General features: G+C 63.3%; 25 protein-coding genes. 12 read left to right on the top strand and 13 right to left on the bottom strand.

From position 1 onward, the window contains the following. Positions 1 to 97: 97 nt before the first annotated feature. Positions 98 to 1,189, bottom strand: coding sequence for a 3-deoxy-7-phosphoheptulonate synthase (locus MESAU_RS02965; RefSeq protein WP_015314563.1), 1,092 nt, complete (start codon positions 1,187 to 1,189; stop codon positions 98 to 100). 265 nt (positions 1,190 to 1,454) lie between these two features. Here MESAU_RS02965 and MESAU_RS02970 point away from each other — a divergent pair, with 265 nt between their 5' ends. Beyond that, positions 1,455 to 1,700, top strand: coding sequence for a type II toxin-antitoxin system VapB family antitoxin (locus MESAU_RS02970; RefSeq protein ID WP_015314564.1), 246 nt, complete (start codon positions 1,455 to 1,457; stop codon positions 1,698 to 1,700). Beyond that, positions 1,697 to 2,122 (top strand): type II toxin-antitoxin system VapC family toxin, encoded by a 426-nt coding sequence (locus MESAU_RS02975; protein WP_015314565.1) that lies wholly within the window; start codon positions 1,697 to 1,699, stop codon positions 2,120 to 2,122. The genes MESAU_RS02970 and MESAU_RS02975 overlap by 4 nt, the downstream gene beginning before the upstream one ends. Before the next feature lie 35 nt (positions 2,123 to 2,157). On the opposite strand, the gene MESAU_RS02980 is transcribed toward MESAU_RS02975, so the two are convergent. From MESAU_RS02980 to MESAU_RS03010, 7 genes are all read right to left on the bottom strand, one after another. Beyond that, positions 2,158 to 2,952, bottom strand: coding sequence for an SDR family oxidoreductase (locus MESAU_RS02980; RefSeq protein ID WP_015314566.1), 795 nt, complete (start codon positions 2,950 to 2,952; stop codon positions 2,158 to 2,160). Between the two features lie 30 nt (positions 2,953 to 2,982). Beyond that, complete coding sequence (gene iolG / locus MESAU_RS02985; protein WP_015314567.1) at positions 2,983 to 3,978, bottom strand: inositol 2-dehydrogenase; 996 nt, start codon at positions 3,976 to 3,978, stop codon at positions 2,983 to 2,985. 115 nt (positions 3,979 to 4,093) lie between these two features. Beyond that, the gene (locus tag MESAU_RS02990) at positions 4,094 to 4,876 is read right to left on the bottom strand and encodes an ATP-binding cassette domain-containing protein (RefSeq protein WP_015314568.1); all 783 of its coding nucleotides are present in this window, start codon (positions 4,874 to 4,876) and stop codon (positions 4,094 to 4,096) included. Between the two features lie 2 nt (positions 4,877 to 4,878). Beyond that, positions 4,879 to 5,955, bottom strand: coding sequence for an ABC transporter permease (locus tag MESAU_RS02995; protein ID WP_015314569.1), 1,077 nt, complete (start codon positions 5,953 to 5,955; stop codon positions 4,879 to 4,881). 108 nt (positions 5,956 to 6,063) lie between these two features. After that, entirely contained in the window at positions 6,064 to 7,005 is a 942-nt protein-coding gene (locus MESAU_RS03000; RefSeq protein WP_015314570.1) for a sugar ABC transporter substrate-binding protein, read from the bottom strand. A 334-nt stretch (positions 7,006 to 7,339) separates the two neighbouring features. Continuing rightward, positions 7,340 to 8,167: a hypothetical protein gene (locus MESAU_RS03005; RefSeq protein WP_245262939.1), complete on the bottom strand. Its 828-nt coding sequence runs from the start codon at positions 8,165 to 8,167 to the stop codon at positions 7,340 to 7,342. Between the two features lie 41 nt (positions 8,168 to 8,208). After that, the gene (locus MESAU_RS03010; protein ID WP_015314572.1) at positions 8,209 to 9,240 is read right to left on the bottom strand and encodes a LacI family DNA-binding transcriptional regulator; all 1,032 of its coding nucleotides are present in this window, start codon (positions 9,238 to 9,240) and stop codon (positions 8,209 to 8,211) included. A gap of 135 nt (positions 9,241 to 9,375) precedes the next feature. Here MESAU_RS03010 and MESAU_RS03015 point away from each other — a divergent pair, with 135 nt between their 5' ends. Genes MESAU_RS03015 through MESAU_RS03025 form a run of 3 tightly spaced genes read left to right on the top strand, consistent with a single transcriptional unit; the run spans position 9,376 to position 12,044 of the window. Beyond that, positions 9,376 to 10,467, top strand: coding sequence for a fatty acid desaturase family protein (locus MESAU_RS03015; protein WP_015314573.1), 1,092 nt, complete (start codon positions 9,376 to 9,378; stop codon positions 10,465 to 10,467). A gap of 27 nt (positions 10,468 to 10,494) precedes the next feature. Further along, a complete protein-coding gene (locus MESAU_RS03020; protein WP_015314574.1) occupies positions 10,495 to 10,809 on the top strand; it encodes a Rieske (2Fe-2S) protein in 315 nt (104 codons plus the stop codon). 5 nt (positions 10,810 to 10,814) lie between these two features. Next, positions 10,815 to 12,044: an NAD(P)/FAD-dependent oxidoreductase gene (locus MESAU_RS03025; protein WP_041163265.1), complete on the top strand. Its 1,230-nt coding sequence runs from the start codon at positions 10,815 to 10,817 to the stop codon at positions 12,042 to 12,044. A 287-nt stretch (positions 12,045 to 12,331) separates the two neighbouring features. On the opposite strand, the gene MESAU_RS03030 is transcribed toward MESAU_RS03025, so the two are convergent. The 5 genes from MESAU_RS03030 to hslV all read right to left on the bottom strand — a co-directional run bounded on the left by MESAU_RS03030 (position 12,332) and on the right by hslV (position 16,499). Next, the gene (locus MESAU_RS03030; protein WP_015314576.1) at positions 12,332 to 13,291 is read right to left on the bottom strand and encodes a DUF1402 family protein; all 960 of its coding nucleotides are present in this window, start codon (positions 13,289 to 13,291) and stop codon (positions 12,332 to 12,334) included. A gap of 170 nt (positions 13,292 to 13,461) precedes the next feature. Continuing rightward, positions 13,462 to 14,772 carry an ATP-dependent protease ATPase subunit HslU gene (hslU, locus tag MESAU_RS03035; RefSeq protein ID WP_015314577.1) on the bottom strand — a complete coding sequence of 437 codons (1,311 nt, stop codon included), beginning with the start codon at positions 14,770 to 14,772 and terminating at the stop codon, positions 13,462 to 13,464. Positions 14,773 to 14,776: 4 nt separating this feature from the next. After that, positions 14,777 to 15,376, bottom strand: coding sequence for a DUF2585 domain-containing protein (locus MESAU_RS03040; RefSeq protein WP_015314578.1), 600 nt, complete (start codon positions 15,374 to 15,376; stop codon positions 14,777 to 14,779). Between the two features lie 8 nt (positions 15,377 to 15,384). After that, positions 15,385 to 15,900: a GNAT family N-acetyltransferase gene (locus MESAU_RS03045; RefSeq protein WP_015314579.1), complete on the bottom strand. Its 516-nt coding sequence runs from the start codon at positions 15,898 to 15,900 to the stop codon at positions 15,385 to 15,387. Between the two features lie 47 nt (positions 15,901 to 15,947). Beyond that, positions 15,948 to 16,499: an ATP-dependent protease subunit HslV gene (gene hslV, locus MESAU_RS03050; protein ID WP_015314580.1), complete on the bottom strand. Its 552-nt coding sequence runs from the start codon at positions 16,497 to 16,499 to the stop codon at positions 15,948 to 15,950. 233 nt (positions 16,500 to 16,732) lie between these two features. On the opposite strand from hslV, the gene hisB reads away from it, so the two are divergent. Genes hisB through hisF form a run of 7 tightly spaced genes read left to right on the top strand, consistent with a single transcriptional unit; the run spans position 16,733 to position 21,133 of the window. Next, positions 16,733 to 17,332 (top strand): imidazoleglycerol-phosphate dehydratase HisB, encoded by a 600-nt coding sequence (gene hisB, locus MESAU_RS03055; RefSeq protein ID WP_015314581.1) that lies wholly within the window; start codon positions 16,733 to 16,735, stop codon positions 17,330 to 17,332. Positions 17,333 to 17,336: 4 nt separating this feature from the next. Then, positions 17,337 to 17,813 carry a DUF2628 domain-containing protein gene (locus tag MESAU_RS03060; RefSeq protein WP_015314582.1) on the top strand — a complete coding sequence of 159 codons (477 nt, stop codon included), beginning with the start codon at positions 17,337 to 17,339 and terminating at the stop codon, positions 17,811 to 17,813. A gap of 1 nt (position 17,814) precedes the next feature. Next, the gene (hisH, locus tag MESAU_RS03065) at positions 17,815 to 18,465 is read left to right on the top strand and encodes an imidazole glycerol phosphate synthase subunit HisH (protein WP_015314583.1); all 651 of its coding nucleotides are present in this window, start codon (positions 17,815 to 17,817) and stop codon (positions 18,463 to 18,465) included. A 3-nt stretch (positions 18,466 to 18,468) separates the two neighbouring features. Next, on the top strand, positions 18,469 to 18,759 hold the full coding sequence (locus tag MESAU_RS03070) for a DUF1330 domain-containing protein (protein WP_015314584.1): 291 nt from the start codon (positions 18,469 to 18,471) through the stop codon (positions 18,757 to 18,759). Next, the gene (gene hisA / locus MESAU_RS03075; RefSeq protein ID WP_015314585.1) at positions 18,760 to 19,509 is read left to right on the top strand and encodes a 1-(5-phosphoribosyl)-5-[(5-phosphoribosylamino)methylideneamino]imidazole-4-carboxamide isomerase; all 750 of its coding nucleotides are present in this window, start codon (positions 18,760 to 18,762) and stop codon (positions 19,507 to 19,509) included. Next, positions 19,506 to 20,342 (top strand): arginase family protein, encoded by an 837-nt coding sequence (locus tag MESAU_RS03080; protein ID WP_015314586.1) that lies wholly within the window; start codon positions 19,506 to 19,508, stop codon positions 20,340 to 20,342. Before hisA ends, MESAU_RS03080 begins: the two co-directional genes overlap by 4 nt. Further along, entirely contained in the window at positions 20,339 to 21,133 is a 795-nt protein-coding gene (gene hisF / locus MESAU_RS03085) for an imidazole glycerol phosphate synthase subunit HisF (protein ID WP_041163598.1), read from the top strand. Before MESAU_RS03080 ends, hisF begins: the two co-directional genes overlap by 4 nt. The last annotated feature ends 60 nt before the right edge of the window (positions 21,134 to 21,193 follow it).

Raw genomic sequence — 21,193 nt, forward strand, 5'->3', positions numbered from 1 at the left:
GCGGATCGGTGACATGCAAGGAGGTGAGCGCTGCGGGGCCTAGGAGCGGCATGGTCCTGGACTGAAACTGGAAGCGCCGCCCTTATGCTCCCCCAGATCAGGCGGCGCCTTGCCGGCTGTCCAGCAAGTTGCGGCGCGCCGACCGGCGCCATTCCACGGCGCCGGCAAGGCCGTGCAGCACCGTCTCCGTGGTCGCCCAGTCGATGCAGCCATCGGTGATGCTCTGGCCGTAGACCAGTGGCTTGCCGGGCACGACATCCTGCCGGCCGGCGACGAGATTGCTCTCGATCATGACGCCGATGATGCGCTCGTCGCCAGCCGCCACTTGGCCCGCGACATCGGCCGCGACCTTGGGCTGGTTCTCCGGCTTCTTGGCTGAGTTGGCATGGCTGACGTCGATCATCAGACGGGGGGCGATACCGATGCGGACGAGTTCGACCGATGCGGCCTCGACGCTTGCCGCATCGTAGTTGGGCTGAACGCCACCACGCAGGATGACATGGCAATCCTCATTGCCGGTGGTCGCCGCGATGGCGCTGCGTCCGCCCTTGGTCACCGCCATGAAATGATGCGGCTGGGCGGCCGACTTCACCGCCTCGCCGGCGATCCTGAGATTGCCGTCGGTGCCGTTCTTGAAGCCGACCGGGCAGGAGAGACCCGAGGCCAGCTCGCGATGGATCTGGCTCTCGGTCGTGCGCGCGCCAATGGCGCCCCAGGCGACGAGGTCGGCAATGTATTGCGGCGTCGTCATATCGAGGAATTCGGTCGCCGCCGGCAGGCCGAGATTGTTGACGGCGGAAAGCACGTTGCGTGCCGTCCGCAACCCCTTGTCGATGTTGAAGCTGCCATCCAGGTCGGGATCGTTGATCAGGCCTTTCCAGCCGACCGTGGTGCGCGGCTTCTCGAAATAGACGCGCATGACGATCTCGAGCCGGTCGGACAGAGCCTCGCGCAGCGCCGCCAGACGGCTGGCATAATCAACGGCCGCGACCGGATCGTGGATGGAACAAGGGCCCACGATGACAACAAGCCGATCGTCGGCCCCGGTGAGGATGGAGTGAATGGCGTTGCGCGAGGCGGCAACGGTGCGTGTCGCCGTGAGTGAGCGCGGTATCTCGCGCATCACCTCGTCCGGCGTGCTCAGCAGTCTCAGTTCCTTGACCCGGAGGTCGTCTGTGGTGGTCAACACGGCTTTCTGCTCCTGTTTGGGAACCTGCCGGCTGAAACAAAAAAGCCGCCAGGTCTGGCGGCTGTTCGGATCTTGTTGCTGCAATCTTCAGATCGAGCGCAATCCTCCCGCCGCCAGCGAGCTCCTAAAGTACCAATACGTGGCGGTCAGGTTGATCATGCGTCGGCTATAGCTGAACTTGCGTTGAATGTCACGCACCTGATAGCGACCTTGTTTGAATATGTAAGAAGGTATATGTTGGATATTCCAAAAAGGATATGCTCCAATGCCGCTTTATGTGAAGGACCGGGAAGTCGACCGGCTGGTACTTGAGGTGCAGCGCCTCACGAAGGCGCCGAGCAAAGCCGAGGCGGTTCGCCGGGCCCTGACGCATGAAATTGAGCGCGCCCGCAGTGCCCAAACTGTGTCGGAACGCTTGGCGGAGGCAGTCAGAATGGCTGGCGAAATCGGAGCGGATAATCCTGACTTCGATATGAGAGCCTATTCGGACGAGCTTTCAGGGGGACTATGAGCTTGTTCATTGACGCTTCGGCGGTCGTCGCTCTGTTGCGTCCGGAGCCCACGGCAGGAGAACTCGCCGCCCGGATGGACGCCCATGGCGGGCCTTTCTTCATTTCGGCGATCGTTCGTTTCGAGACCGCGATGGCCTTGGCGCGTTCAAAGACCCCCCTGCCTTCACCCATCCAACCGGCGGCAGTCGCAAAGGCGAATGCGGCCGTGGACCGTTTCGTGCAGGATTTGGGAATCGGCGAGGTCCTCATTTCGGCCGAAGTCGGGCGGCTCGCCATCGAAGCCGCACGCAGTTACGGCAAGGGTGTCGATTCGCCGGCGCAGCTCAATATGGGCGATTGCTTTTCCTACGCCTGTTGCAAGGCATATAATTTGGCTTTGCTCTACACCGGTCAGGATTTCAAAAAGACAGACATAGGATAGATTCAAGGTGCGCCACGCAGATCGCTCGCATGAACCTACTCCGGCGACGACCCGGCGACACTCTGATCGTAGTCGACCAGCGATCCGGTCATGACGCCCGATTGCGGGCTGACCATGTAGCTGATCAGCCGTGCGAGCTGGTCCGGCTTGACCAACTGGCCCATCGGCTGCGCGGCTTCGGCCTTCGCCAGCCAGTCGTCGGGCGCATCGTGCCATTTCTTCTGCACGATGTCCTCGCCCTCGGTGTCCATCCAGCCGGGCAGCACGGCGTTGCAGCGGATGCGGTTGAAGCGATAAGCGTTGGCGACGTTCTTGGTCAGCGTCATCAGCGCGCCCTTGCTGGTCGAATAGGGCGTCAGGAAGGACTGCCCGGTATGCGCCGACATCGACAGCACGTTGACGATCGATCCGGGCGCCTTTTTCTCCAAGAGATGCGCCACCACGCCCTGCATCAGAAAAAACGGGCCGCGCACATTGGTGTCGAAGATCTGGTCGAACAGCTCTTCTGAGGTCTCGACCAGCGAGCCGCGCGCCGAGGTGGCGGCGGCGTTGACCAGGGCGTTGATCGTACCGAAATGCGAGAGCGCGGTGGCGACCGCGCGCTTGCAGTCGGCAACCTTGGAGACATCGGCGCTGATGAAGATGGCGTCGACGCCTGATTTCCTGAAATGAGCGACAGCCTTGTCGCCCTTCTCCTGCGAGCGGCCGATGAGCGCCAGCGCCCGGCAGCCTTCGTCGGCCAGCGCTTCGGCGACCGCGAATCCTATGCCTTGCGCACCGCCGGTGACGATGGCGCGTGTGTTCGAATTGCGATCGGCGGATGCGCTCATCGCTCTGCTCCTGTGCGTTGGGTCCGGTTCTTATTTGTCGAGACGAATGGTCTTGCCCGTGGTCGCCGACTTCAGCGCCGCATCGGCCAGCTTCAGCGCCACGAGGCCATCAGCGCCGCTCGGCGCCGCCTTCTTGCCGGATGTCGCCGCAGCGATGAAGGCGGCGATCTCGAGGGCATAGGCGTCGAGGTAGCGGGTCATGAAGAAGTCGTGCAGCGGCGGGCGCGTGTAGCCCTTCTCGTTGGCGAGCTCGATCGACACCGGCCGCTGGTTCTCGGCCGCCACCATGCCCTTCGAGCCGTGCACCTCGATGCGCTGGTCGTAGCCATAGGTGGCGCGGCGCGAATTGGAGATGACTGCCTGCTTGCCCGAAGCCGTTTCGAGGATGACGCTGACCGAGTCGAAATCGCCGGCTTCGCCGATTTTCTTGTCGACCAGCACCGAGGCGTGCGCGCTGACCGCGACAGGCTCCTCGCCGAGCAGGAAGCGCGCCATGTCGAAATCATGGATGGTCATGTCGCGGAAAATGCCGCCCGAGCGCTTGATGTAGTCGATGGGTGGCGCGCCGGGATCGCGCGAGGTGATGGTGACCATCTCGACGGTGCCGATGGCTCCGTCGTCGATCGCCTTGCGCACGGCGGCGAAATGCGGGTCGAAACGCCTGTTGAAGCCGACCATCAGGGTCGCCTTGGCCTTGTCGACAACGGCCAGGCACTGCTCGACCCGCTTGACGTCGAGGTCGATCGGCTTCTCGCAGAAGATCGCCTTGCCGGCCTTGGCGAAGCGCTCGATCAGATCGGCATGGGTGTCGGTCGGCGTGCAGATGACGACCGCGTCGATGTCCTTGGACTTCTCGATTTCGTCGATGCTGCGCACCTCGGCGCCATAGGCAACAGCCAATTCGCTCGCCGCCTTCTCGAAGGCATCGGCCACGGCGACCAGTTTTGCCTGGGGGTTGGAACCCACGGCGCGGGCGTGGACCTTGCCGATGCGGCCGGCACCAAGGAGGGCGAAGCGAACAGTCATGGATATTTTCCTCTGGGGATGGTTCGAAGCGGGGCGCCGGTCATGGGCGCTGAATGATTTTACGGTCAAGACAAATCGACGGGAAGGCGATGACCATCGCCTCCGAGCCCGGCCCTTAGGCCGCGAGTTCCGCCTCGCCGGTCTTGGCGCCGGTGATATAGGATACGATGTCCTGCCCGTCGGTATTTTCCTTGCGCAGATTGGCGACGATGCGGCCGCGCCGGAACACCACGATACGGTCGCAAAGGTCGAACACCTGGCGCATGTTGTGGCTGATCAGGATCAGCGGCTCGCCATTGTCCTTCAGCGTGCGGATGATGTTTTCGACCTGCGCCGTCTCCTGCACGCCGAGAGCCGCCGTCGGCTCGTCCATGATGATCAGCTTGGAGGCAAAGGTCGCCGTCCTGGCGATCGCCACGCACTGCCGCTGGCCGCCCGACATGTGGCGGATGGTGTTGGAGAGGTTGGGGATCTTGACCGCGGTGCGGACCAGCGCCGCCTCGGTTGCCTTGCGCATGTATTTGCGGTCGAGGATCGAAAATGGCCCGAGATTGAACAGCACCTTTTCACGGCCGAGGAACAGGTTCGACGGCACGTCGAGGTCGTCGGCCAGCGCCAGGTTCTGGAACACCGTCTCGATGCCTGCCTCGCGGGCCTCGATCGGACCGGCGAAATTCACTTCCTTGCCATCGAACCAGACTTGGCCGCTGGTCCGCTGCTCGACGGCGGTGATCTGGCGCACGAAGGTCGACTTGCCGGCGCCGTTGTCACCCATGATGGCGACATGCTCGCCCTTGCGCAGCTCGAAATTGGCGCCTTCAAGCGCATGCACGCCGCCATAGCGCTTGGTGAGGTTCTCGGTTTTCAGGACGATGTCTGTCGTGGAGATATCTGGCATGGTCAACCCCTCAATGCCCGCATGCGTTGGCGCCACTGGTCGAGAACGACCGCGCCGACGATGATCACGCCCTTGACCATCTCCTGGTAGTAGGCGTCGAGGCGCAGGAAGGTGAAGCCGGAGATGATGACGCCGAAGATCAGCGCGCCGATCACCGTGCCGATGATGGAGCCGCGGCCGCCCGACAGCGAGACGCCGCCGATGACCGCCATGGCGATGGCATCGAGTTCGTACATGACGCCCATGCCGGCCTGGGCGGTGAGGTTCTTGGAGGAGAGCACGACGGCGGCGAGTGCTGCAAGAATGCCGGCGATGACATAGACAAGGATCTTGTGGTTGGCGATCTTGATGCCAGACATGCGCGCGGCGTCCTCGTTGGAGCCGATCGCGTAGCAGTGCTTGCCATATCTGGTGTAGGTCATGATCAGCTGGAACAGCACGGCCAGCGACAGGAAGATGATGACGGGCATCAGGCCCTTGCCGATGGCGGCGAAACTGTCCGTCGGGAACGAGATCGGCTGGCCCTTCGACCACCATTTGGCGATGCCCCGCGCGGTCACCATCATGCCGAGCGTGGCGATGAAGGGCGGGATGCGCGTGTAGGCGATCAGCGCGCCGTTGACGAGGCCGGCGAGCAGGCCGCAGCCGATCGCCACCAGCACCGGGACGATCACGGGCAGGTCGGTCCAGCCTTGGGCCAGAAACATCGCCTTAGGGTTGGGATTGCCGTTGACGGTCGCGACCTGGGCAAAGCTCATGGCGATCATGGCCGTCGCGCCGACGATCGAGCCGGAGGATAGGTCGATGCCACCCGTAATGATCACCTGCGTGACGCCGATGGCGATGATGCCGACGATCGACACCTGCAGAATGATGATCTGCAGGCGCGCCTCGTTGAAGAGGCCGGAGACGTCGCTGCGGGTGTTGAACAGGAAGCTGTCGCCGAGAAAGACCCGGCCGATCAGTTCGAAGATGACGACGAGGATGACGAGCGCCAGGAAGACGTTGAATTCGGCCGGCCATGTGCGCTTCCTGGCGTCATAGCTGACCCCGCCGACGCCGTGAGATGTCTGTGCCAATTCTTCTATCCTCCGTCAGCCGCGGTCGTTCCCCGAGCATCTTCGGGCGCCGAGGGAAGCGGAGCGGCGCTGTCGCTGCGCGAGAGCGCCGCTCCGTATGTCCGCGGCTCAGTTCTTCTTCAGGAACTTGTCGATGTTGGCCGGCGTGACCAGCTGGAACGGGACATAGACCTTGTGCTCGACCTTCTCGCCCTTGGCGAGCTTCAGCGCGGCATCCAGCGCCCCCGCGCCCTGGCCGGCGGCGTCCTGGAAGACGGTGGCATCAAGGTCGCCCGCCTGCATGGCGGCAAGCGCGTCCTGGGTGGCGTCGACGCCGCCGACGACAACCGACTTCATGTCGATGTTGGCGGCCTTCATCGCCTGGATGGCGCCGATGGCGCTTTCGTCATTGTTGGCAATGACGCCGTCGAACTTCTTGCCGGTCGACAGCCAGTTGGTCATCAGGTTCTGCGCCTGGTCGCGATCCCAGTTCGAGGTCTGCTTGTCGATGATCTTGATGAAGCTGCAGTCCGGTGTGGCGATGACATCGTCGATGTCCTTGGTGCGCTGCACGGCGGCCTGGTTGGAAAGCTCGCCCATGATCACATAGACATTGGCTTCCTTCTTGCCGGCTTCCTTGAACAGGCGGCAGACTTCCTTGGTTTCGAGCGTGCCGGAATCGGCCTCGTTCGAGGCGACGAAGGCCTGGTTGTCTGGCAGCGTGTCGACATTGACCGGCTGGCGGTTGACATAGACCAGCGGGATCTTGGCCGCGGCCGCCGCATCCGACATCGCCTGCGTGGCCGAGGTGTCGACCGGGTTGACGATGATGGCGTCGACGCCCGAAGCGGCGAAGTTCTTGATCTGGTCGAGTTGCTTGGCGACGTCGTTCTGCGCGTCCTCGACCTGCAACTCGACGCCGCTCATGCCCTTGGCCTGCTCGATCATGCCGTTGCGCAGCACGGTGAGGAAATTGTCGTCGAACTTGGCCATCGACACGCCGATCTTGGCGGCCATGGCCGATGAACTCATCAGCGCCGCGAAGGCGACGCCCAAAAGCAGTTTCTTCATTGTATTTCTCCTCCACTTTTGGTGTCCGGTTGCACCGATCTCTCCGGAATCCCCGTTCTGCCTGGGGAATCTCTCCCGATTACCGTCTCTCTCCCCGGGTTGCGCCTGCCGTTTGCTGGAACGCCAAGGCCTCTTGATGAAACAGATGTTCCGGAACGAAAGAACCAAAATACGTGACTGGTGAAATATTTATTCCATTTGCTCGGGAGGCGTCAAGGGAGATTCCAGAACCGGATGTGCGATTTTGGCGGACACGGGAATGCGGTGCGGAGCCGACGGCGTCTGCGCGCCGGGTCCATTCCTTGGATGCCGTCGGCGGGCGATGGCATGGCGTTCAGAAATGCCAGATGTCTCTCTGCAACAAGAGATCGAGCGGCGCTCTCCAGACCCTGCACGACGCCGCCTGCTTCACCTGCCGTTCGACACTGAGCTTGCCGTTGAGATCGAAGAAAGCTCCAATTCGCCTTCGGGCATGGAGCTTCTTTCCCCTGGTACTGTAGTTGCGGATCGGCAGCCAGTGGCGGCTGATCGTTCGCCCGTCCTGGGATAGCGCGACGCCGGTACAGAATTGTTCCGGGGTGTGCAAATGCACGATTTCACTGACTTTCTCGCTGGCCGCGTATGCTCGCTCCAGCGCCGGAATGTTGTGATGATGAACGCCAAGGACGCCGCTCGCCCACATCGTTTCATCTCCGATCAGGATGCGGCCTCCAATGGAGAGCCCCTCGCCTTCGAGCGAGCGATAGGGAGCCTTTGGGCGCCCTTCGCACCGCCACATTATCGAGGACAAGGCTGAAATTCGGTTGAAACAGCGCGATATGTCGCCGGTCGGATACATGTCCGCATCCATGAAGAACAGGCGCTCGCAACGTTGAAGCAGATCGATGATGCCGGCGGCCTTGATGCCAAATCTGTATCGATTGCCGAAGGACATCTCGGTCTGTCTCTGGGCCGTGAGCTCGATCGCTTCGATGGGATAGCCGTCGAAAATGGAGGGTCGGTCGGTCAGCACCGTGATCCTGGCACCCGGGCAATAGTGAAGCAAGCGAAGCGCGCTGAAGAGCGCGCCACGCGCATAGAGCTCGTCGCTCCCAAAAGCGATATACCCAAACCCATCCCCGTCCATTGGGTATGTATATATTAGCGATCGGTAATGCGTCAATTTGGATGCAGGTCGGGCGCTATGCTTTAGGCCAAAGCTCGCTAGATGTTCTCGGGCAGGTAGATGTCGAACGGCAGGAAGGTCTGGCCGGGTGCGTTGGCCGCGCCCGTCTCGATGGCATGCGCCATGAGGCCGAGCAGTTCGCGGCACAAGGCAGCCAGCGGCGTGGAGATCACCATGGTCAGCACCCCGTCCGCCAGGGCGGACCGCGAGACCGCCGATATCTCGTTGCAGACGACCGCCGGCATCTCGGCGGGCCTGGCCTGCCGCAGCGCCGCGACCGCGCCTTCCATGCCGCCGCCCGCGACGTAGCAGCCGACGAGGTCCGGGTGGCGGCCGAGCAGGTCGAGCAGCGTGTCCTGCGTGATTTGGTTGGCCTCGAGATTGACCAGCGTTTCCAGCAAGGTGAAGTCCGGCGCCTGCTCGCGGAAGAATGAGCGGAAGCCGATCTCGCGCAGTTCATGGCCGTGGAAGCGGTGGCTGCCGACGAAGAGCGCGACCTTGCCCGGCCGCTTCGCCGCCTTGGAGATCATCCAGGCCGCGGTGCGGCCGACCTTGCGGTTGTCAAGGCCGACATAGCCCTCGCGAATGCCGGCCGCGAAGTCGGACAGCAGGGAAAAGACCGGCAATCCCTTGGCCTTCATCTCCTCGACGGTGACCGTCAGCGCCGGATGATCGGGCCCGACCAGGGCGACCGCCCTGCATTTGGCCGCCAGCTTGCGCGTGCGCTCGACGATTTCATCCGGCGTCAGCGAACTGGCGAAGTCGATGATGGCGACGCCGCGGAAGCGCTGCGATTGCGACACCGCGAGTTCGAGCTGCCGCGCGAACTCCGTGTAGAAGACGTCGTTGCCTCTCAAAAGCAGGAAGCCCAGCCGGTATTCCGGCAGCTCGTGGCGCATCCTCTGCTTGATCAGGCCGGCGGCATGATAGCCGATCTCGGTCGCGGTCTCGTAGACGCGGCGCGCCGTTTCCTCGCGCACCGGCAAGCGATTGTTGAGCACGCGGTCCACCGTGGCGACACTGACGCCGGAGACGCGCGCCAGATCAGTGATGGTCGGCCGTTTCGCCATGATCGTCCCCGCTCGATTGCCTGATATCGATACCTTACTTTGATAGGAAATGATAGAAACTATCTTTGTGATGTTGAGTCTATCATGGCGCGGCGTTATTTCTGGGTATCGAGCCCGTTGCCTTGGGAGGCAATCATGACCGCAGCGCCGTCCCGGCGTGACTACAGCCTGATCGGCCGCGACGCCCGGCTTGCCGTCGAGAACGGCCTGTCGGCCGCCGAGTGGTATCACACCGACATTCCCCGCAAGCAGATGAAGGAGCTGATGCAGCGCTCCGATGGCCCGGCGATCCGCGACACCGCGATCTGGCTGGCCGCCCTCATCGTCAGCGGCGCCGGCGGTGCCTGGTTCTGGGGCAGCTGGTGGTGCGTGCCGTTCTTCTTCGTCTATGGCGTGCTCTACGGCTCGTCGACCGATTCACGCTGGCACGAATGCGGCCATGGAACCGCGTTTCGCACGCAGTGGATGAATGACGCGGTCTATCAGATCGCCTGCTTCATGATCATGCGCAACCCGGTGACCTGGCGCTGGAGCCACACGCGCCATCACACCGACACCATCATCGTCGGCCGCGATCCCGAGATCTCGGTGATGCGGCCGCCGGACCTGGCGCGCCTCGTCCTCGGTTTTGTCGGCGTGCTCGACGCCTGGCACGCGATGTCGGACATGCTGCGCAACGCCGCAGGCAACATCAGCGCTGCGGAAAAAACCTTCATTCCCGAACAGGAGCAGCCCAAGGCGATCCATATTGCCCGCATCTGGACGGCGATCTATGCAGCGACTATCGCGCTGGCACTCTATACCGGGTCGTTCCTGCCTTTGATGCTGGTCGGCCTGCCCCGGCTCTACGGCGCCTGGCATCATGTGATGGTCGGCCTGCTGCAGCATGGCGGCCTTGCCGACAACGTCACCGATCATCGGCTGAACAGCCGTACCGTCTACATGAACCCGATCAGCCGCTTCATCTACTGGAACATGAATTACCATGTCGAGCATCACATGTTCCCGATGGTGCCCTACCATGCGCTGCCCAGGCTGCACGCGCTGATCAAGCACGATTTGCCGGCGCCGACGCCCTCGATCCTGGCCGGTTACCGCGAGATGATCCCGGCCTTCCGCCGCCAGCTGCGCAACGAGGATTATTTCCTCAAGCGCGAGCTGCCGCCGACCGCCAGGCCGTACCGCGAGGAATTCCACAACGACATCGTCGCCGCGGCGGCGGAATGACATCCGACAACTCCAGGGGAGGACTGAATGAGCGATTGGGTCGAGGCCTGTGCCGCCGGTGACATCGACGAAGAAGATGTGATGCGCTTCGATCATGGCGGGCGTACCTTCGCCATCTATCGCAGCCCTGACGACGATTATTTCGCCACCGACGGACTTTGCACGCATGAGAAGGTGCATCTCGCCGACGGGCTGGTGATGGACGACATCATCGAATGCCCCAAGCACAATGGCCGCTTCAACTACAAGACGGGCGCGGCCAGGGGCGCGCCGGTCTGCGTCAACCTAAGGACCTATCCGGTCAAGGTCGACGCCGGCAAAGTGCTGGTTCAGATCGGGTAAAGGGCATGACGCCGGGAATGGTGATCATCGGGGCCGGCGAATGCGGCGGACGGGCAGCACTGACGCTGCGCGATCTCGGCTATGACGGGCCGGTGACGCTGGTCGGCGACGAGCCGCATCTGCCCTATGAGAGGCCACCTCTGTCCAAGGAGGCGATGGCCAGCGACGCGCCTGCAATCAAGGCGATTGCCAGCGACGAAATCCTGGCGGGAAAAGCGATCCGGCATATCCATTCCGTTCAGGCGATCGCGATCGATCGCGCGGCGCACACGGTGCGCCTGTCCGACGGCTCGGTGCTGCCCTACGACAAGCTGCTGCTGGCCACTGGCTCGACCCCACGCAAGCTGCCGATGCCTGGCCTTGGCGGGCGCTGCGTCTATCTCAGGACCTTCGCCGATGCGCTGGCCATCCGCGCTCATCTCAGCGCCGGCAATCGCATCGCCGTCATCGGCGGCGGCTTCATCGGCCTCGAGCTTGCCGCGGCGGCGCGCAAGCTCGGCGCAGATGTCACCGTCATCGAGGCGCAGTCGCGCATCCTGATGCGCGGCGTTCCGGCCGAGATCGCCGAAATCATCCATGACGCGCATGTCGCCGAGGGTGTCGACGTGATCTGCGGGGAAGGCATCTCCGCCGTCGCCGACGACGGCGAGGAGGTGCGGGTGACGCTTGCCGGCGGGCGCGAGATCATTGCCGACCTCGCCGTGATCGGCATCGGCGCCGTGCCGGTGACCGGGCTGGCGGCGGAGGCCGGCCTGGCCATCGAAAACGGCATCGCGGTCGACGCAGAACTGCGCAGCAGCGATCCCGACATCTTCGCCGCCGGCGACTGCTGCTCGTTCCCGCTTGCCATCTATGGCGGCCGCCGCGTGCGGCTGGAAGCCTGGCGCAACGCGCAGGAACAGGGCGCACTGGCGGCCAGGAACATGCTGGGCGCCGGCGAGCCGCATGCCGCGGTGCCGTGGTTCTGGTCGGATCAGTATGGCCTGTCCCTGCAGATCGCGGGATTATCCGACGAAGGCCGTAGCACCGTGCGCCGCGATCTCGGTGACGGCGCCTTCATCCTCTTTCATCTGGCCGAAGACGGCAGGCTGGTGGCGGCCAGCGGCATCGGCCCGGGCAATGCGGTGGCGCGCGACATCAGGCTGGCCGAGATGCTGATCGCGAAGCGGGCAAAACCGTCGGCGGACGCGCTGGGATCGCCTGAAGTCAAGCTGAAGGCGTTGCTGGCGGCATAGGGGTCGTGCACCTTGTGGATGTCGGCGCCGCCCCTCATCTGCCTGCCGGCATCTTCTCCCCGTGGAACGGGGAGAAGGGGGCTATGGCAACCTCGCCGCAATTCATGCACCGATTGGCGAAATCATTGATAACAGCGTCTTTTTCTCCGTCACTATACGGGGAGTTGAGAAGTGGTCCGCGCAGCGGACGAAAAGCCAATTGCTTGGCTTTTCGAACGACGAACGTCCGGCAGGACAATGAGGGGCGGCGCGGCTTTGGCAATCAACGTCAGCGCGCCGGGTCCGCCCTAGAAAAGCGCCTTCAGCTCCGGCAATTTGTCGTTGACCAGCCAGCCGTAATAATTCTCTTCCGGCAGCTTCTCCGGCTCGCCGGTGGCGCGGCGTTTTTCGTTTTCCGCCTTCAGCGCATAGGCGCGCTGTTCCGGATTGCCGACATTGTAGAGCGTGGCGGTCAGGCCCGGATTGCCCGAAATGTCGAAGCCGGCGATGCTCTTATAGGCGTCGATCGACTTCCTGATCGTCGCGGCGACGTAAGGAAGCGTCAGGTCCGGATCCATGATGGTCTTGTAGACCGAATTGGGATCGGAGACGTCGAGCTTCGGCAAGCCCGACACCTTGTGCACGAGATCGCTCATCTGCAGGGCGGTCAGCGGGTTGAGCTGGCCGAGGCCGAAGGTCTGGCCGGCATAATAGGGCTGGAAGAAGGTGGCGCCGAACCGGTTGTCGGGGAAATCCTCGCCGCCGACGGTCTTGCCGCGAAACGAGCGGTTCCAAACCTGTTCGCGGCATTCCCACAGATCGTAGCTGTCCGAAATCGCGGCGCACTTCCTGAATTCCGGCCGCTGCACGAAATCGCTGATGTCCTCGCCATCATAGGCGAAGGAGAGCTTGCTCGAGAGGTAGGAGATCGCCTTGACATAATAGGTCTGCAGCCGGTCATAGGCGTCGACATTGTAGGTGTGCTCGCCGACGATGGCGCCGACGATGTGCGTCGGGTCGATGCCATAGGCGCTTGCCGCCTTCTTGATCTTGCCGCGCAGGTCGGCGTCGTTCTGCAGCAAGGCATAGACCTTGCGATACTTCGCCTGGAAGCTGGTGTTGGTCGCCTGGGTGCGGCGACTGGAGGCGCCGGGAATGTCAGGCTGCTCGGCATTGCGGTTTCCCGGCGGCACCAATGTCGCCGCGTCGGCGGCGAACAGCGTCGCCGCCAGCGTCAAGCCGAGAATGACCAGGATGAGTTTTTTCATGCGCCGCCGCCTAGAGAATTGCCGCGCAAACTAGGTAAAGCACCTGGTCGAGTCGAGAGCGCCTCTTCATCCGGCGAGACGAAAGGTGGCCAGATGATACCATCTGGCCACACATGGCTCCTGCCGGAGTTGTTACTCGATGCCGCGCCGGACCGCTCCGGCGTCTTCGTTCAGAGGATGAACCGCGACAGATCGGTGTTTCTGGAGAGGTCTCCGACATGCTTCTGGACATAGGCGGCGTCGATGGTGACGGCCGTGCCGTTGCGGTCGGGCGCATCATAGGAGATCTCGTCCAGCACCCGCTCCATCACCGTCTGCAGCCGCCGCGCGCCAATATTCTCGATGCTGGCATTGAGGTCGACGGCGACGCCGGCCAGCGAATCGATGGCGTCGTCGGTGAAGGTCAGCTCGACGCCCTCGGTTTTCATCAGCGCGATATACTGCTTGATCAGGCTGGCCTCGGTCTCGGTCAGGATGCGGACGAAATCGTCCTTCTCCAGCGCACGCAGTTCGACGCGGATCGGCAGGCGGCCCTGCAATTCCGGCAACAGGTCCGACGGCTTCGAGACGTGAAACGCGCCCGAAGCGATGAACAGGATGTGGTCCGTCTTCAACGGCCCGTATTTGGTCGCCACCGTGGTGCCCTCGACCAGCGGCAGCAGGTCGCGCTGCACGCCTTCGCGCGACGGGCCGCCCGAAATGTCCGACCTGGCGGCAATCTTGTCGATCTCGTCGAGGAAGACGATGCCGTCATTTTCCGCTGCGTCCAGAGCCCGGCGCACCACCTCGTCCTGGTCGAGCAACTTGTCGGACTCGTCGCTGACCAGCAGGTCGTAGGACTCCTTCACCGTCGTCTTGCGCAGCTTGGTCTTCTTGCCGCCCATTGCCTTCGACAGCATGTCGTTGATGTTGAGCACGCCGATATTGGCGCCCGGCATGCCGGGAATTTCGAAGCCGGGCATGCCGCCATTGCCGGTGTCGGCCACCTCGATTTCGATTTCCTTGTCGTCGAGTTCGCCGTCGCGCAGCTTCTTGCGGAAACTATCGCGCGTCGCCGGGCTCGCCGTCTTGCCGACCAACGCTTCCAGCACGCGTTCCTCGGCGTTGACGTGGGCGCGTGCCTTCACGTCCTCGCGCATCTTTTCGCGCACCAGCCCGATGGCGATTTCGACCAGATCGCGGATGATCTGCTCGACGTCGCGACCGACATAGCCGACTTCGGTGAACTTGGTCGCTTCGACCTTGACGAAAGGCGCGCCGGCCAGCCGGGCCAGGCGGCGCGAGATCTCGGTCTTGCCGACGCCGGTCGGGCCGATCATCAGGATGTTCTTCGGCATCACCTCTTCGCGCATCTGGCCTTCGAGCTGCTGGCGGCGCCAGCGGTTGCGCAAGGCAATGGCCACGGCGCGCTTGGCGTCCTTCTGGCCGATGATGAAGCGGTCGAGTTCCGAAACGATTTCGCGGGGAGAAAATGTGCTCATATCACTAAATTCCACTTTGCCACTGCTTGATGGCCTCGAACGGATGCAGCAGCATGATCACGTTGAGTGTAAGATTGTCCCGGATAAGATAGCCGGTACCCAGTTCGAAGAGGATGGCGAGGCTGACGATCACCCATATAGGTAGCCTTCGCGCCATCACAAATCCCAGCACCATGGCCAGTGTGTCGGACACCGAATTGATGATCGAGTCGCCGTAATAATCGAGCGAAATGGTGCCGGCGCGGTAGCGCTCGATGATGAACGGGCTGTTTTCGAGGATTTCCCAGCCGCCCTCGACGAGGACGGCGAATGCCAGCCGCAAGCCGATCGGCGAGCGCGGGAACAGGAACCGGGCCAGCGCATAGAACAGGAAGCCGTGGATGATGTGCGAGAAAGTGTACCAGTCCGAAATGTGCTGGGAGTTCTCCGAACTGTTCACCACGCCATGCCACAGCTTGACATAGCCGCAGGTGCAGATCGGCGGATGGCCCATCAGATAGAGCGTGAGAGCCTGGGCGACGAGCAGGCCGGCGACGATCAGCAGCCCCATCCGCCAGCTGTCCTCGTAGGCCGAAAGGCTCTTGTCCTCGCTGGATGTGACCATGCCCTGGATTACCCCTCTTGCGCGTCTTCGGCATCGATCGCCATCAGCACGACGTCGCCATAGATCGACTGCCTGCGATCAATGGCCAGGAAACCCGCCTTTTCATAGGCGCGGATGGCCCTGAGATTGGCGGGGTCGGGATCGATGATGACACGCGGCACGCCTTCCTCGAACAGGTCTTCGACGAACTGACGCACGATGGCAGAGCCATGGCCGATGCCGATCAGTTCCGGCCGGCCGATCGAGACATCGATGCCCAACGTGCCGAACGGCTGATCGGCATAGGGATGGCCGTCTTCCATGTGCGGATCATAGCTCTGCAGATAGGCGATCGGCTTTCCGTCGAGCTCAACAATCAGCGGCTCGACGGAAATCGAGTCTATGTGATCGGCAATCTCCGCGATTTCCGTCTCGGGATCGTCCCACCACTCCGCAACATGAGGCTCGGCGAGCCAGCCGGCGATCATCGGCAGGTCCTTTTTGGTCACCGGCCGAAAATCGTAGCTACTTTCTTGTTTGACCATGATCTTTTCCGAAAACCGGTTCCCACCTTGCGGGGTCATGGTCTGGTTCAGGCGGCATCGAGCGTTTCGACGACGAAATTGTTGTTGGTGTAGACGCAGATATCGGACGCGATCTGCATCGCCCTGCGGGCGATCTCCTCGGCATCCTTGTCCGTATCCATCAGCGCGCGTGCCGCGGCCAGCGCGTAATTGCCGCCCGAACCGATGGCCATGACGCCATGTTCGGGTTCCAGCACATCGCCATTGCCGGTCAGCGCCAGCGAGACCGATTTGTCGGCGACCAGCATCATCGCCTCCAGCCGGCGCAGATAGCGATCGGTGCGCCAGTCCTTGGCGAGCTCGACGCAGGCGCGCGTCAGTTGGTCGGGATATTGTTCGAGCTTGGCTTCGAGGCGTTCCAGCAGCGTAAAGGCGTCGGCGGTAGCGCCCGCGAAACCGGCAATCACATTGCCGCCCTTGCCGATGCGGCGCACTTTGCGGGCATTGCCCTTCATGATGGTCTGGCCCAGGCTGACCTGGCCGTCGCCGGCGATCACCACCTTGTTGCCCTTGCGCACCGTCACGATGGTCGTGGCGTGCATGGTCAATTCATTGGACATTTCTTGGCTCCGATTCGCACCATCCCTTCAAAAGGCGATTTGGCGCGGTACGAGTGACTTTGATCGGCCATATGTATGCACGGGGCCAATGATTGCAAACCGCTCGATAGCGGCCGGGATCGCAACTGGCAATCGCCGGATCATGCTGCTAGAAGGCTCTCGTTTTCAAGCCAGCGAGCGCTTGAGACCCGTGAACCGGTCACGATCTGAACCACTGGCACAAGGATAGAGTGATGGCGCCTCGTTCCGCCGATGCAAGCCGCAAGACTGGGGAAACCGATATCTCCGTGTCGATCCATGTCGACGGCTCCGGCAAATCGGACATCGCCACCGGCGTCGGCTTCTTCGACCATATGCTGGACCAGCTTTCCCGCCATTCCCTGATCGACATGACAGTCAGGGCGACGGGCGACCTGCATATAGACGACCACCACACGGTCGAGGACACCGGCATCGCGCTCGGGCAGGCCTTGACCAAGGCGCTGGGCGAGCGGCGCGGCATCATGCGCTACGCCTCGATCGACCTTGCCATGGACGAGACGCTGACGCGCGCGGCGATCGACGTGTCGGGCCGCCCCTTCCTGGTCTGGAACGTGTCGTTCTCGTCGCCGAAGATCGGCACCTTCGACACCGAACTGGTGCGCGAATTCTTCCAGGCGCTGGCGCAGAACGCCGGCATCACGCTGCATGTCACCAACCATTATGGCGCCAACAACCATCATGTCGCCGAGACCTGCTTCAAGGCGGTGGCGCGCGCGCTGCGCGCCGCGCTCGAGCGCGATCCGCGCCAGCCTGACGCGGTTCCCTCCACCAAGGGTTCTTTGAAGGGATAGCCTCATGACCGCCTATGTCGTGATGGAGCCACCTGGCCGCAGCGAGAAAGTCGACACGACGACCTTAGTCCGCGACGGCTTCACCTGGCTCGGCCTGCTTGTGCCGCCGCTGTGGCTTGCCTGGCACCGGATGTGGGTCGAAGCGGCGCTCGCCTTTGTCGTCATGGGCGTGCTGTCGATGCTTGGCGAGAGACTTGGGCTCGGTGTGGCCGGCTCGCTTTTGTCGCTGCTCGTCTCGCTCTATGTCGGACTGGAAGGACAGGGCTTGCGCATCGCGGCACTGCGCCGCCGCGGTTGGCATGAGTGGGGCGTCGTCGAGGCCGGCTGGCTCGCCGACGCCGACATGCGCTATGCCCTTGAGGTCGAAGGGCTTTCGGATGAAGCGGCACCCGCGCCGCGCATCGTCCCAGATGCCGCTTTGGCGCGCCCGGCACAGCCAGGCATGGCGCTGGGGCTGACCCACATTCCGGGACGGCGCTGAGATGCGGGTTGCGATCATCGATTACGGTTCGGGCAATCTGCGCTCGGCCACCAAGGCCTTCGAGCGCGCCGCGCGCGAGGCCGGCATCGCGGCCGAGATCGACCTGACGGCCGATGCCGACCGGGTGCGCACCGCGGACCGCATCGTCCTGCCCGGCGTCGGCGCTTACGCCGATTGCGCGGCCGGCCTGCGTGCCGTGGACGGCATGTGGGAGGCGGTCGAGGACGTCGCCATCGCCAAGGGCCGGCCTTTCCTGGGAATTTGCGTCGGCATGCAGCTGATGTCCGAGCGCGGCCTCGAAAAGACCGTCACCAACGGGTTCGGCTGGATATCGGGCGACGTCAAGGAGATCACGCCTTCCGATCCGGCGCTGAAGATCCCGCAGATCGGCTGGAACACGATCGAATTGAGGCATAAGCACCCATTGTTCTCCGGCATTCCGACCGGCGCGGCGGGACTGCATGCCTATTTCGTCCACTCCTACCATCTCGACGCAAAAAAACCGGACGAGATCCTCGCGGTCGCCGACTATGGGGGCCCGGTGACGGCCACGGTCGCCCGTGACAATCTCGCTGGCACGCAGTTCCATCCTGAGAAGAGCCAGGCGCTGGGCCTGGCGCTGATCACCAATTTCCTGCGCTGGAGGCCCTGAACCATGAGCAAGAAGGGCTACTGGATGGTAATGCTGACGGTGACAGATCCGGAAGGGTATCAGCGTTACCGCGACGCCATCGGCGACGCGGTTTCGTCTTTCGGAGGCCGCTATCTTGTGCGCGGCGGACAAGTGACCAATCCCGAAGGATCGGAATTTGACAGGCAGGTGGTGGTCGAGTTCGACTCTTATGAAACCGCGCTCAGCTGCTATCGATCGCCAGCCTACCAGACAGCGTTGCAGAACAGGCTGGCGGCTTCGACCGGACATTTCGCGATCGTCGAGGGTGCCTGAGTGATCCTGTTTCCAGCCATCGACCTCAAGGACGGCCAATGCGTGCGGCTGAAGCACGGCGATATGGCGACCGCGACGATCTACAATGACGACCCCGCCGCGCAGGCAAAAGCCTTTGAAGGGCAGGGCTTCGAGTGGCTGCATGTCGTCGACCTCAACGGCGCCTTCCAGGGCCAGAGCGTCAACAGCGCCGCGGTCGGGGCCATCCTGAAGGCGACCAAGAACCCGGTGCAGCTCGGCGGCGGCATTCGCACGCTGGAGCAGATCGAGGACTGGCTAGACCGTGGACTGGCCCGCGTCATCCTCGGCACGGTGGCGGTGCGCGATCCCGATCTGGTCAGGCAGGCCTGCAAGGCATTTCCGGGCAAGGTCGCCGTCGGCATCGATGCCAAGGGCGGCAAGGTGGCGGTCGAAGGCTGGGCGGAAGCCTCGAGCCTCGGCGTCATCGAACTGGCGAGGAAATTCGAAGGCGCCGGCGTCGCCGCCATCATCTATACCGACATCGACCGCGACGGCGTGCTGACCGGCATCAACTGGGACGCCACCATCGACCTCGCCGACGCGGTGTCGATCCCGGTCATCGCCTCGGGCGGGTTGGCTTCGATCGCCGACATCGTGCGCATGACCATGCCCGATGCGAAAAAACTCGAAGGCGCGATCTCGGGCCGTGCCCTCTATGACGGCCGCATCGATCCCACAGAGGCGCTGGCCATCCTGCGGGGCCGGCCGGCGATGGAGACGCGGTCGTGAAGGTTTCGCTCATCCTGGCCCCCTATGACAGCGGCCACTATCATGGCGGCATGGGCCAGGGACCGGACGCGCTGATATCGGGCGGGCTCGTCGATGCCCTGACCCTTGCCGGCCACGACGTCACGGTCGAGGATATCGGCAGGGTCGGCGACGGCCAGGAGCGCGAGATCGCCACGGGTTTTGCCGTCTGCAACGCCGTCTCGGGCGAGGTCCGCATGGCCCGCGACAGGGGGCGGTTTCCCATCGTGCTGGCCGGAAACTGCCTGACGTCAGCCGGCGCGGTCGCCGGCGAAGGCGCCGACGCGATCATCTGGGCAGACCAGCATGGCGACCTCAACACGCCCGAGACCTCCGTCTACGGCTTTCTCGACGGCATGGCGCTGTCGACGGTGCTCGGCCTGTGCTGGCGTCCGATGGCGGCCGCCATTCCCGGCTTCAGGCCGATCGATCCCGCGCGCTGCGTGCTCGTCAACGCCCGCGATCTCGATCCGGCGGAGGAAGAACTACTCGAAACATTGCCTGTCATCCGGACGGAATGTCCAGGCGTGGCGCAAGCGACGGAAAAACTGAAGGCCGCCGGCGCCAACAGCGTGCACATGCATCTCGATCTCGACGTGCACGATCCCAAGGCGCTGCAGGCCAACCGTTACGTCACATCAGGCGGACCGAACCCGGAGCAGCTGCGCGACGCGGCCTGCGCCATGGCGCTTGCGGTACCGGTCGTCGGCATCACCGTTTCCGCTTACGATCCGGCCTTCGATGCCCAAGCCGATGTGCCGCCGTTGGTCGGTCAGCTGCTCAACGATCTGCTTGCCACGATAGAGGGCCGCTGATGCTGAAAGCCCGCGTCATCCCTTGCCTCGACGTCAAGGACGGCCGTGTCGTCAAGGGCGTCAATTTCGTCGACCTCATCGACGCCGGCGATCCGGTGGAGGCCGCCAAGGCCTATGATGCCGCCGGCGCCGACGAACTCTGCTTTCTCGACATCACCGCCTCGTCGGACAATCGCGAGACCATCTTCGACGTCATCGCCCGCACCGCGGAACAATGCTTCATGCCGCTGACCGTCGGCGGCGGCGTGCGCCAGGTGGCCGACATCCGAAAATTGCTGCTGGCCGGGGCCGACAAGGTGTCGATCAACACGGCGGCGGTGAAGAACCCGGATTTCGTCGCCGAAGCGGCCGACAAGTTCGGCAACCAATGCATCGTCGTCGCCATCGACGCCAAGAAAGTCTCCGGCCCCGGCGAGGCCGACCGCTGGGAGATCTTCACCCATGGCGGGCGCGAGAAGACCGGCATCGACGCCGTGGAATTCGCGCGGAAAATGGTCGATCGCGGCGCCGGCGAGATCCTGTTGACCTCGATGAACCGCGACGGCACCAAGGCCGGCTACGACATCGCGCTGACCCGCGCGGTGTCGGACGCGGTGCGCGCGCCGGTCATCGCTTCGGGTGGCGTCGGCACGCTCGACCACATGGTCGAAGGCATTCGCGACGGCCATGCGGGTGCTGTGCTGGCGGCCTCCATCTTCCATTTCGGCACCTACACCATCGCCGAAGCCAAGGCGCATATGGCCAAGGCCGGCCTGCCGATGCGGCTGGACTCGCTGGGCAACAGGTCCTAGAGCATGCTCCCGAAGCCGGCGTTCGGAAAAAACCCGGCTTAAACAAGAAGATAGATCGAC

It is taken from the genome of Mesorhizobium australicum WSM2073, from assembly GCF_000230995.2.
GTDB classification, from domain to species: domain Bacteria; phylum Pseudomonadota; class Alphaproteobacteria; order Rhizobiales; family Rhizobiaceae; genus Mesorhizobium; species Mesorhizobium australicum.